The organism is Noviherbaspirillum album, assembly GCF_035916955.1.
In the GTDB taxonomy this organism is placed as follows: Bacteria; Pseudomonadota; Gammaproteobacteria; order Burkholderiales; family Burkholderiaceae_D; genus Noviherbaspirillum; species Noviherbaspirillum album.
Genome location: NZ_JAWIIV010000016.1, coordinates 58,085 through 69,704 on the forward strand (window position 1 = coordinate 58,085; position 11,620 = coordinate 69,704).

Genomic DNA, 11,620 nt, shown 5'->3' on the forward strand with positions numbered 1-11,620 from the left:
TGCGTCAGGACAATATTCAGCTCCAGGCGGCCGGATTAGATTTTCGGCGGATGGCGCAGAAAGGAGTCGAACTGCATGTCGAGCTTCTGCAGCGCCTTTTGTGCGTTTTGCATCTTTTTCCGGAATTCCGGGCCGCCCTTGAGCGCCAGTCCCACCGCCAGGATGTCGATGACCACCAGGTGAGCGAGGCGGGCGGAAATCGGCGTGTAGGGGTCGATATTGAAGCTCAGGTCGATCGGCACCAGCACGGTTGCGAGATCGGACAGCGGCGTGCCGCTGGGAGTAAGCGCCACCACGTCGGCCCCGACCCGGCGCGCCAGCTGCACGCTGTGCAGCAGCGCGGTGCTGTTGCCGCGCTGGGAAATGGCGACCACCGTGTCGCCTTTCATGAGCAGGGCGGCAGAAATCGCATGGATGTGCGGGTCGGCATAGGCGACCGTCGGCACGCCCGAGCGGAAGAACTTGTGCTGGGCATCGGCGGCGACGATGCCCGACGTGCCCTGGCCCCAGAACTCGATCTTGTTGGAGCGCGCCAGCACGTCCAGCGCCTTTTCGATCGCCGCCGGCTGCAGGTTGTTGCGCAGGTCGAGCAGGGTGTTGATCGAGCGGCTGCAGATCTTGTTGACCAGGTCCGCGGCGAGGTCGTCCTGCAGCAGCGATTCGTCGGCATTCGGCAGCGCCAGCGCTAGGGTCTGCGCCAGCTTCAGCTTGAATTCATGCCAGCCGTCATAGCCCAGCGCGCGGCAGAAGCGCACCACGGTCGGTTCCGACACCTGGGCATTCTTGGCCAGCGCCGTGATGTTGCCCGAGACCGCCAGGTCGGGATTCTTCAGGACCGCGACGGCGACCTTCTTTTCCGACTTGGACAGGGCGTCAAGCTGGGTTCTGATGGAGTCGAGCAGCATGGTGGGTCAGTCTGTCATTCGTATGTCATTCGGGTATCGATTCCTCGCGCCACTGCAGGCCGTCGCGCGCGACCAGCGCGCTCGCAGCCGCCGGTCCCCAGGTACCCGCAGTATAGGGCATGGGCTCGTCGCCTTCCTGTTCCCAATAGTTGAGGATGGGCTCCACCCACTCCCATGCGGCTTCCAGCTCGTCGCTGCGCATGAACAGCGTGAGCTGGCCGCGCAGCACATCGAGCAGCAGCCGTTCGTAGGCGTCCATGCGCGGCGTCTTGAAGGTTTCCTTGAAATCGAGTTCGAGTTCCACAGGGCGCAGCCGCATGCCGTCGCCGGGGGTTTTCGCCATCAGCTGCAACTGCAGCTCCTCTTCCGGCTGCAGGCGGATCAGCAGACTGTTCGGCTGGAAAGTGGTGTTGGGCCGCGCGAAGATCGATGCCGGAATCTTCTTGAAGCGCACCACGATTTCCGCCAGCTGGTCGGCCATGCGCTTGCCGGTGCGCAGGTAGAAGGGCACGCCGGCCCAGCGCCAGGTATCGATCTCCGCCTTGAGCGCGACGAAGGTTTCGGTGCGCGAATCCGGGTTGGCATTGGGCTCCTTGCGGTAGCCGGGCACGGCGACGCCGTTGACATGGCCGGAGCGGTACTGGCCGCGCACCACGTCCTGCGCCAGCGTGAAGGGGGTAAAGCGCTTGAGCGAGCGCAGCACCTTGAGCTTTTCGTCGCGCACCGCATCGGGAGAAGCCGATACCGGCGGTTCCATGGCCACGATGCACAGAAGCTGCAGCAGGTGGTTCTGCAGCATGTCGCGCAATGCGCCGGCGGTGTCGTAGTAGTCGAGCCGGTTGCCCACACCGAGTTCTTCGGCGATCGTGATCTGCACGTCCGAAATCCACTCGCGCCGCCACAGCGGCTCGAACAGCACATTGCCGAAGCGCAGGGCCAGCAGGTTCTGCACGGTTTCCTTGCCGAGGTAATGGTCGATGCGGAAGATCTGCGATTCGGAAAACACCTGCCCGACTTCGCGGTTGATCTGCTGGGCGCTGGCGAGATCGCGCCCCAGCGGTTTTTCCAGCACCACACGTGACGTGGCGCTGGCCAGGCCTGATTCCTTGAGGTTGCGGCAGATGGTCGCGAACAGGCTGGGCGGCATCGCGAGGTAGAACACGCGCACGATTGCACTGTCGTCGGGGCCGTCGCGCAATGCGCCCTTCAGCGCCGCATAGGTAGCGGCATCGGCGGCGTCGAGCGAAACATACTGGATACGGCCGCGGAAGCGCTCCCAGGTGGCCGGATCGGGATTGCCCGATGCGATATGCGGCCGGGCATTCTGTTCCATCGCCTCCATGAACTCCTCGCGGCTCCAGGCGTTGCGGCCGACGCAGATGATGCGGGCGGTCTCCGGCAGACCCTTGGCATGGTCGCGGTTGTAGAGTGCCGGCAGCAGCTTGCGCATGGAAAGGTCGCCGCTGCCGCCGAACAGGACCAGATCGAAATCGGAGAGTGCCATGGTGGGAGTCCGGATCGCCGGCGAAAGCCGGCGGGGCCGTTATGGAAAGAGTTGAAAATGAATAAGGGCGAGGTGCCTTGCCCGCGTGAATAGGTCCGCCATCAGGAAGACAGCGCCGCCCTGGCGCGCGCAATGAGGCCATTGGTCGAACTGTCATGCGCTTCCGGACGCGGAGCGCCGTTGATTTCGGGTTCGATGTTCTTGGCCAGCACCTTGCCGAGCTCCACGCCCCACTGGTCGAAACTGTTGACGTTCCAGACCGCGCCCTGCACGAACACCTTGTGCTCGTACAGTGCAATCAGCGCACCGAGCGCCGTCGGCGTCAGCGACTCCATCAGGATGGTATTGCTCGGGCGGTTGCCGGGGAAGACCTTGTGCGGCAGCAGCGCGGCAATCTGTTCGTCCGGCAGTTTCTGCGCCTTCAGTTCGGCGTGTACCTCGCCGGCATCCTTGCCGCGCATGAAGGCTTCCGACTGGGCGAAACAGTTGGCAAGCAGCACCGCATGATGGCCGGGCAGAGCATGAGTCGGCTTCAAGGCGGCAATGAAATCGACCGGAACGATATCGGTGCCCTGGTGCAGCAATTGGAAGTAGGCATGCTGGCCGTTGGTGCCGACATCTCCCCAGACCACGGGACCGGTTTCCGCCTGCAGCGCCTGCCCGGAACGCGAGACGCGCTTGCCGTTGCTCTCCATGTCGAGCTGCTGCAGGTAAGCGGCGAATTGTCCGAGGTCCTGGTGATAGGGTGCAATCGAAATGGAGCCGCTGTGGAAAAAGTTGCGGTACCAGATGCCGAGCATCGCCAGCAGCACCGGCATGTTGCGTTCCAGCGGCGCGCTACGGAAATGCAGGTCCATCCCATGGGCGCCGTCGAGGAATTGCCGGAAGTTCTCGAAGCCGATCGCCAACGCGACCGGCAGGCCAATGGCCGACCACACCGAATAACGGCCGCCGACCCAATCCCAGAATGGAAACATGTTCTCCGGGTCGATGCCGAAGCTGCGCACCGCATCGGTATTGGTCGATACCGCGACGAAATGCTTGGCAAGGTCCGCTTCGCTGCCGGTCCGCAGGAACCATGCGCGCGCCGACTGCGCATTCATCATGGTTTCGCGCGTGGTAAAGGTCTTGGAGGCGACGACGAACAGGGTCGTTTCCGGATTGACCTTCGACAACACGGCGTCGAGATCATGGCCGTCGACGTTGGCAACGAAATGGAAGGCCAGGCCCGGGTGCGCAAAAGAGCGCAGCGCGCGGCATACCATTTCCGGCCCGAGGTCGGAACCGCCGATGCCGATGTTGACCACATCGGTCACCGCCTTGCCGCTGCGCCCGCGCCATTGCCCGGAGCGCACACGCTCGACGAAGGCCGACATGCGGTCGAGCACCGCATGAACCTCCGCAACGGCATCTTGTCCATTGACGACCAGCCGGCTATTGCGCGGCGCCCGCAGCGCGGTATGCAGCACGGAACGGTCTTCCGTATTGTTGATTCTTTCCCCGCTGAACATCGCGTCGCGATGCGCTTCGACACCCCTTTCCCGGGCCAGGGTCATCAGCAGCGACAGCGTGGTGTCATCGATGCGGTTTTTCGAGTAATCGAGGAACAGGCCCGCCGCCTCGAGGGAATAGCGGGAAAAGCGGTCCGGCTGACCGGATCCGACTTGCCGCGGATCGAAGAGATCGCGCAGCTGCCATTGACTGGCTTCGGCATGATGGCGAAGCAATGCTTGATATGCGGGAGTTTCCGTAAGGGCGTTCTGATGCATGTGCGGTCCGAGGCAATCTATAAGCTGAATAAAAGCTGAATAAAGAACTGAAGGAATCGTGGCGTCCAACTATACTATACTTTTTGGTAAATTCACTACAGCGTGGTCGGACCCTTGGTCGGGCTTTGCGTTTTCTCAGTGACGCCCCGGGCGAGTGCATGATGGCGCATCACCAATGGGAAACCGTGCTGCCGTGCATCAGTGCTGTGCAAGCGGCAAAGATGTAGTAAAATTTCAAAAACACCGTGGAATTCGAAAATGTCACTTCACCCTGTACATCCTACGCTCGACGCGGTCACCCGCCGCATCATCACCCGCAGCAAGCCATATCGCGCATCCTACCTCGCCAGGATCGAAGCCGCCCGCCTGAACGGCGTGCATCGCGGCGCACTGGCCTGTACCAACCTGGCGCATGGATTCGCCGCGTTTCCCGAAAATGACAAGCTCAAGCTGAAGCAGGTCAAGGCGCCGTCGGTGGCAATCGTTTCCGCCTATAACGACATGCTCTCGGCCCACCAGCCGTTCGAGCATTTCCCCCGCATCATCAAGGAAGCAGTGCGCGGCGCCGGCGCCGTAGCGCAGTTCGCCGGCGGCACGCCCGCCATGTGCGACGGCGTCACGCAAGGCCAACCCGGCATGGAGCTGTCGCTGTTCTCGCGAGACGCGATCGCGATGGCTACCGCAATTGCACTGTCGCACAACATGTTCGACGCGGCCGTCTATCTCGGCGTCTGCGACAAGATCGTGCCCGGCCTGCTGATCGGCGCGCTGCATTTCGGCCACCTGCCGGCGGTGTTCATCCCGGCCGGTCCGATGACAACCGGCATTTCCAACGCCGAAAAAGCCAAGACCCGCCAGCTGTATGCGCAGGGCAGGGTGGGGCGCGAAGCGCTGCTCGAATCGGAATCCCAGTCCTACCACGGCGCCGGCACCTGCACCTTCTACGGCACCGCCAACAGCAACCAGATGCTGATGGAAGTGATGGGGCTCCATCTTCCAGGTACCGCCTTCATCACGCCCGGCACGCCGCTGCGCGATGCGCTGACCGCCGCCGCCGCGCGCCGCGCCGTGGAGATCAGCGAGCAGGGCGGCAGCTACATACCGGTCGGACGCGTGGTCGACGAAAAGTCCATCGTCAACGCCATCGTCGCGCTGCTGGCCACCGGCGGCTCCACCAACCATACGCTGCACCTCGTCGCGATGGCGCGCGCCGCGGGCATCGTGATCGACTGGAACGACTTCGACGAGCTGTCGGGCGTCGTGCCGCTGCTGGCGCGCATATATCCGAACGGCGATGCGGACGTCAACCATTTCCACGCCGCCGGCGGTGTCGGCTTCGTCATACGCGAGTTGCTGGATGCCGGGCTGCTGCACGACGACGTCACCACCATCCTCGGGCAGGGCCTGCGCGCCCACTGCACCGAACCCTTCCTCGACGGCGACGCCGTGGTCTGGCGGCCGGCGGCGCCGAAGAGCGGCGATGAAAAGGTGCTGCGCCCGGCGGCCGAACCCTTCTCCCCGGACGGCGGCCTGCGCCTGATGCAGGGCAACCTCGGACGCGCGGTCATCAAGGTATCCGCCGTCAAGCAGCAGCACCGCATCGTCGAGGCGCCGGCGATCGTGTTCAATTCGCAAGAAGAGCTGATGGATGCCTACAAGGCCGGCCAGCTGGACCGCGACTTCATCGCCGTCGTCCGCTACCAGGGACCGCGCGCCAACGGCATGCCGGAGCTGCATGCAATGACGCCTGCGCTGGCCAACCTGCAGGATGCCGGGCGCCGCGTTGCGCTGGTCACCGACGGCCGCATGTCCGGTGCGTCAGGCAAGGTGCCGGCGGCCATCCATGTATCGCCCGAAGTGCTGGCCGGCGGGCCGCTGGGCAAGGTTCGGACCGGCGACATCATCCGCCTCGATGCCGAAGCCGGCACGCTGCAGGCGCTGGTTGCGCAGGAAGAATGGGACCGCCGCGGCATCGAGCCCGGCGACCTGTCGGCGGCCCAGGTCGGCATGGGGCGCGAACTGTTCGCCTTGTTCCGCAACGGGGTGAGCGCCGCTGAAGAGGGCGCCGCCACCTTCGGCCTGCCGCCGGCGCTGCATCTCGAGGAAGAGCAGCACAACACGCTGGCAACGCCGCAGGCCGTCAATTATTCCGACGAAGATTCACTCATCACACGCCAATAATCATCATGACACTGCTCGACATCATGCGCACCTCGCCGGTCATTCCGGTCATTGCCATCGACAACCCGGATCATGCCGTACCACTGGCCAAGGCACTTGTTGCCGGCGGCATCCGCGTGCTGGAAGTCACCCTGCGCACCGAACACGGCTTGTCCGCCATCCGCGCGATGGCGGAGCAGGTGCCCGACGCCATTGTCGGCGTCGGAACGTTGACCCAGCCGGAAGAGTTTCGCGCCGCGCGCGAAGCGGGTGCGGTATTCGGCGTGTCGCCCGGATTGACGCCCAGCCTGATCGATGCGGCAAAGTCGAGCGGATTGCCCTTGCTGCCCGGCGTCATGTCGCCTTCGGAAGTCATGGCGGCGCGCGAAGCGGGATTCCGGCAGCTCAAGCTGTTTCCGGCGGTCCCGGCCGGCGGCGTCGGCATGCTCAATGCGATCGCCGGGCCGCTGCCCGACGTGACCTTCTGCCCGACTGGCGGCATTTCCCAGGAAACCGCCGCGAAATTCCTGGAGTGCAAGAATGTCGCCTGCGTCGGCGGCTCATGGCTGACGCCGAAGGAAGCGCTCAAGAACGGCGACTGGCAGATGATTACCGAACTCGCGGCGGCGGCAAGCCGGCTGCGCAAATAAGGACATGGGGACAGAGCCGGACCGGCGGGTTTGAAGGATAGATTGTCCGGGTCCCGGCTTAGCTAAGCTTGCTGTCGAGGTAGACGGCAACGCAGTTCCTGCCGGCCCGCTTCGCCTGATACAGTGCGCGGTCTGCGGCGTGGATCAGGCTGCCGGTCGTGGTCGACAATTCCGGCACCAGGGTGCTGACGCCAAGGCTGATGGTGACATGGCGGGCAACGCCGGAATAGGCATGCTCGACCGCGAGCGCCTCGACCTCGGCGCGCATGGCTTCGGCAACCTGCATCGCGCCGTCCTCGTCGGTATCCGGCAGCACCACGGTAAATTCCTCGCCGCCGTAGCGGGCCACCAGGTCGCGGGCGCGGTTGAGCACGCGGCTCAGCGCGCCGGCGATCTGCACCAGGCAATCGTCGCCGCGCTGGTGGCCGTAGTTGTCGTTGAAATCCTTGAAGTAATCGACGTCGATCATGATCAGCGACACCGGCGCGGCATTGCGCTTGGCGCGGCGGAATTCGTCTTCGAGGTGCAGATCGAAACGCCGCCGGTTGGCAATGCCGGTAAGGCCATCCACTAGAGTCTGCGATTCGAGTTCCACCGCCATCTCGCGCAGCTTGCGTTCGCGCGCGACGGCCATGCTGACGTCGGTGATCTGCACCATGCAGTGCCGACCGAGCGTCGGGACTTCCAGCGGCATCACATGAACGGCTTGCTGCATGCGCATGCCGCAAGCCGCATCGGCGGCATTGGCGAACAGCGGAAAGGGCGCCTTGTTGAGCGTCTGCGAAAGCAGCGACGCGAAGTTGTTCTGCAGCGCCGACCGGATGGCGACATGGGTGCGGCCGTCGATCATGTCGGGCAGCACTTCGCCGAAGGTCTTGCCCAGGATGAGCGTTTCCTTCAGGCGGGAATGCTGCGCCATCCAGTCATTCCAAACGACGATGCGTTCCCCCGCATCCAGCACGATGATGCCGGTCCGCACCGCCTTCAGCACGCCTTCAAGCAAGCTTAGCATGGGGTCTTTCGCAACCTAGCCGGCCACGCCGGCCAGGTAACTGTCGATGTACTGGGTGAGATCATGCAAGGCCGGAAGGTCGAGCAGGAAGGCGACATAGCCGTAGATGTGATGGCGCTCGATATTGAAATCGATCTTCAATGTCAACACCACGCCGTCCCACTGCTTGCCCGACTGGCTGAGGATATCGTTGCCGGTGCCCACGTGATACATCGGCAGCGATCCCTGCAACTCCTTGCCGGAGGCATTGGCCAGCGTCGCCATGCAGGAATTGAGAATGATGTTGCCGATTTCGCTCATCGCCTCCTGTTCCATTTCGCTCAATTCTTCGAGCGAGAGGCTCTGGCCGACCATCAGGCGCACGATCTCAAGGCTTTTCTCTTCCGGGAACATGAGAAAGGCTTCGGTATCGAATGCGCCGTTGAACTGCTGCGCGATCGCGCAGATGCGCCTGCCTTCTGTGCTGCCGAGCGTGTGCGCCACTTCGGCGCGGCTCTGGAAGGCGATATGCGGCACCGACATCGTGACTTCCTCGTTCACGATGCGGCTCATTGCCGCCGCGGCCTGGCCGACACCGATATTGAAGATCTCGACGAGGGCGTCGTGCTGAAGCTCGGTGAGCTGGAACATTGCTATTTCCCGAAATCCGCAAGGATCTGGTCAATGCGATCTTCGGTAATCGGCTTTGCGGCAAATCCGATTCCCAGGGATCTGGCCTTGTCCTGGATGGCGTCCTGCACGTTCGCGGTAAGCAAAGTAATGCGCGCGGAGGGGCATTTGGCCTGGATCTTGTCGACTGCGGCGAGGCCGCCCATGCCCGGCATGTTCAGATCCAGCAGCACCAGGTCGGGCGTCAGGCTGTCGAGCTGGGCGATTGCGTCCTCACCGCTTGCGGCTTCGGCAATGGTCCATGACGGCTGTTTCTGAATCAGGAACTGGCGCGATAGCATGCGGGAAATGCGGCTGTCGTCGACCACGAGTACGGTTGTCATGTTTGCATCACTTCAAGGCAGGGAACATCAGATTAGTGCTAGATGGCAAGTTTATCATTGGAAACACCTGCGGCGGCCGGGCCTGCGTAGAAAAAACCTAAACTCCCGCATTGAAGCGCTTAAAATACGACCTTTGATTTTTCATGCAATGCATCATGACTCAAGACGAACTCAAGCAAGCGGTGGCGCGCGCCGCGATCGAATACGTGCCGGCCGGTGAAATCATCGGCGTGGGCACCGGTTCCACCGCCAATTTCTTCATTGATGAATTGGGCAAGATCAAGGACCGCGTCAGGGGTGCGGTCGCTTCTTCGGAAGCTACGGCCGAGCGCCTGCGCTCCCACGGCATCCCGGTGCTCGACCTGAACGACGTCGAGTCGATGTCGGTTTACATCGACGGCGCCGACGAGATCACCGCGTCGGGCGCCATGATCAAGGGCGGCGGCGCGGCATTGACGCGCGAAAAGATCGTCGCTTCGGTGGCGAAGCAGTTCATCTGCATCGCGGACGGTTCAAAACTGGTGGACGTACTGGGCGCCTTTCCGCTGCCGATCGAGGTCATTCCGATGGCCCAGGCGGCCGTGGCGCGGCAGCTCAAGGCCCTCGGCGGCGAGCCGCGGCTGCGGGTCAAGGACGGCAAGCCGGTGATCACCGATAACGGCTGCATGATCATCGACCTGGTCGGACTGAAGATTGCCGACCCGCGCAAGCTGGAAGCCGACATCAACAACATCGTCGGCGTCGTCACCGTCGGACTGTTCGCCCGGCGCGGCGCCGATGTGGCACTGCTCGGCACGGCAGAAGGTGTGAAGAAGCTGAGCTTCTGACCGGACCCGACCTAACCGGTTGAGGCTGACCAATCCCGAAAAAAAAGCCGCTGAAGCGATTCAGCGGCTTTTTTCATGGCTGCGCCCGGGGCTGGGCGCGAGCTTCATTCGGAAGGCGGCACGTAACCGGCGGCGGCATCGGCACCGGAACCGAAGAAATGGTTTTCCATCTGGGTGGCCAGGTACTTCCGCGCGCGCGCATCGGCCAGGTTCAGGCGGTTTTCATTGACCAGCATGGTCTGGTGCTTGAGCCAGCCGGCCCAGGCTTCCTTGGAAACACTCTCGTAAATCTTCTTGCCGAGTTCGCCGGGATACGGCGGAAAATCCAATCCTTCGGCTTCCTTGTTCAGCTTGACGCAGTGGACCGTGCGGGCCATGTTCTACTCCTTGTCGATTCAAAACGTGTTAAACGTGCCTCCGGTTGGAGAACACGGGGTTTTTAAAGTTGCTTGATCAGTACCATTGACTTGCGTTGCCAGTTATACATGTGCTGCCTGTCTTTTGGCAGGTCGTCGACCGTAGCCGGGACGAAGCCGCGCTTCTTGAACCAGTGCGCGGTACGGGTGGTGAGCACGAACAGCCTGCTGAACCCGGCGGCGCGCGCGCGATTTTCCATGTGCTTGAGAATGCGCTCGCCGTCGCCCTGGCTCTGCACCTCGGGATTGACGGTGAGACAGGCCATTTCGGCCATCTTTTCCGCCGGGAACGGATAAAGCGCCGCGCAGCCAAAGATCACGCCATCGTGTTCGATCACCGAGAAATAGTCGATTTCCCGTTCGATCAGTTCACGGCCGCGCTTGACCAGGGTGCCGTCGGCTTCCAGCGGTTCGATCAGCTTGAGAATGCCGCCGACGTCTTCAATGGTCGCTTCGCGCAGGGTTTCCAGGTTCTCGGTGCTGACCATGGTGCCGACGCCGTCATGGGTGAAGATTTCCAGCATGGCCGAGCCGTCCAGCTCGAAGGGAACGATATGCGAACGCGGCACGCCGCTGCGCGAAGCCTTGACGCAGTGCTGCAGGTAGAAGGCCGTGTCTGGCGGCAAGATGCTGCCCTTGAGCAGCGTGTCGGCCTGGGCCGCGGTGAGTTCGCGGATGTCGCGGCCTTCGGCATCGGTCATCATCGGCGTCTCGGTGATGAAGATCAGCTTGTCTGCGCGCAGCGCGGTCGCGGCGGATACGGCCACGTCTTCCATGGTCAGGTTGAAGGCTTCTCCGGTCGGCGAGAAGCCGAGCGGCGACAGCAATACCAGGCCGCCGGCACTTAATATCGGGTGAATGGTCTCATAGGCAATCTTGCGCGCCACCCCGGTGAATTCCAGGTCGACGCCGTCGATGACGCCGATCGGCCGGGCAGTGACGAAGTTGCCGGAAATGATGCGGATCGCGGAATGCGCCATCGGCGTGTTCGGCAGGCCCTGGCTGAATGCCGCCTCGATGTCGAGGCGCAGTTCGCCAGCGGCTTCCTTCACGCATTCCATCGCCGGCGCATCGGTGATGCGCAGGCCGTTGTGGTACCGGGCAGCCAGGTTGCGCAGGGCAAGCTGTTCATCGACCTGCGGCCGGGAGCCGTGCACGATCACCACCTTGATGCCGAGCGCGTGCAGCAGCGACAGGTCCTGCGCCAGCACGGGCAGGGCTCCCGACATCACCAGTTCGCCTGGGAAGGCCACCACGAAGGTCTTGCCGCGGAACGCGTGAATATAGGGCGCCACCGAGCGCAGCCATTGCACAAACTGTATTGGATTTTCCATGATGCGCATTATATACAGAGCTTCCCCGCAGCCGGTCCGGCAGCGCCGGCA

The 11,620-nt window shown here is 63.0% G+C and carries 11 protein-coding genes; 3 read left to right on the plus strand and 8 right to left on the minus strand.

The genetic code is table 11. The features are described from left to right. Nucleotides 1-35: 35 nt before the first annotated feature. From RY831_RS18490 to pgi, 3 genes are all read right to left on the minus strand, one after another. A complete protein-coding gene (locus RY831_RS18490; protein WP_326507857.1) occupies nucleotides 36-905 on the minus strand; it encodes an SIS domain-containing protein in 870 nt (289 codons plus the stop codon). Between the two features lie 25 nt (nucleotides 906-930). Next, complete coding sequence (gene zwf / locus RY831_RS18495; RefSeq protein ID WP_326507858.1) at nucleotides 931-2,409, minus strand: glucose-6-phosphate dehydrogenase; 1,479 nt, start codon at nucleotides 2,407-2,409, stop codon at nucleotides 931-933. 101 nt (nucleotides 2,410-2,510) lie between these two features. Next, nucleotides 2,511-4,178, minus strand: a complete 1,668-nt coding sequence (pgi, locus tag RY831_RS18500; protein ID WP_326507859.1) for a glucose-6-phosphate isomerase — start codon at nucleotides 4,176-4,178, stop codon at nucleotides 2,511-2,513. Nucleotides 4,179-4,436: 258 nt separating this feature from the next. On the opposite strand from pgi, the gene edd reads away from it, so the two are divergent. After that, on the plus strand, nucleotides 4,437-6,359 hold the full coding sequence (gene edd / locus RY831_RS18505) for a phosphogluconate dehydratase (RefSeq protein WP_326507860.1): 1,923 nt from the start codon (nucleotides 4,437-4,439) through the stop codon (nucleotides 6,357-6,359). Between the two features lie 5 nt (nucleotides 6,360-6,364). Beyond that, entirely contained in the window at nucleotides 6,365-6,988 is a 624-nt protein-coding gene (locus tag RY831_RS18510) for a bifunctional 4-hydroxy-2-oxoglutarate aldolase/2-dehydro-3-deoxy-phosphogluconate aldolase (RefSeq protein ID WP_326507861.1), read from the plus strand. A 58-nt stretch (nucleotides 6,989-7,046) separates the two neighbouring features. On the opposite strand, the gene RY831_RS18515 is transcribed toward RY831_RS18510, so the two are convergent. From RY831_RS18515 to RY831_RS18525, 3 genes are read right to left on the minus strand one after another with little or no spacing between them, the layout of a single operon-like run. Then, nucleotides 7,047-8,000 (minus strand): diguanylate cyclase domain-containing protein, encoded by a 954-nt coding sequence (locus RY831_RS18515; protein WP_326507862.1) that lies wholly within the window; start codon nucleotides 7,998-8,000, stop codon nucleotides 7,047-7,049. Between the two features lie 15 nt (nucleotides 8,001-8,015). Beyond that, nucleotides 8,016-8,630 (minus strand): chemotaxis protein CheX, encoded by a 615-nt coding sequence (locus RY831_RS18520; protein WP_326507863.1) that lies wholly within the window; start codon nucleotides 8,628-8,630, stop codon nucleotides 8,016-8,018. A gap of 2 nt (nucleotides 8,631-8,632) precedes the next feature. Next, entirely contained in the window at nucleotides 8,633-8,992 is a 360-nt protein-coding gene (locus tag RY831_RS18525) for a response regulator transcription factor (protein WP_326507864.1), read from the minus strand. Between the two features lie 155 nt (nucleotides 8,993-9,147). Here RY831_RS18525 and rpiA point away from each other — a divergent pair, with 155 nt between their 5' ends. Beyond that, on the plus strand, nucleotides 9,148-9,819 hold the full coding sequence (rpiA, locus tag RY831_RS18530) for a ribose-5-phosphate isomerase RpiA (protein ID WP_326507865.1): 672 nt from the start codon (nucleotides 9,148-9,150) through the stop codon (nucleotides 9,817-9,819). 104 nt (nucleotides 9,820-9,923) lie between these two features. Here rpiA and RY831_RS18535 read toward each other — a convergent pair whose 3' ends face one another. Together RY831_RS18535 and argA are read right to left on the minus strand one after the other, a co-directional pair. Further along, complete coding sequence (locus RY831_RS18535) at nucleotides 9,924-10,196, minus strand: oxidative damage protection protein (RefSeq protein ID WP_326507866.1); 273 nt, start codon at nucleotides 10,194-10,196, stop codon at nucleotides 9,924-9,926. A gap of 62 nt (nucleotides 10,197-10,258) precedes the next feature. Then, entirely contained in the window at nucleotides 10,259-11,569 is a 1,311-nt protein-coding gene (argA, locus tag RY831_RS18540; RefSeq protein WP_326507867.1) for an amino-acid N-acetyltransferase, read from the minus strand. Nucleotides 11,570-11,620 lie beyond the last annotated feature (51 nt).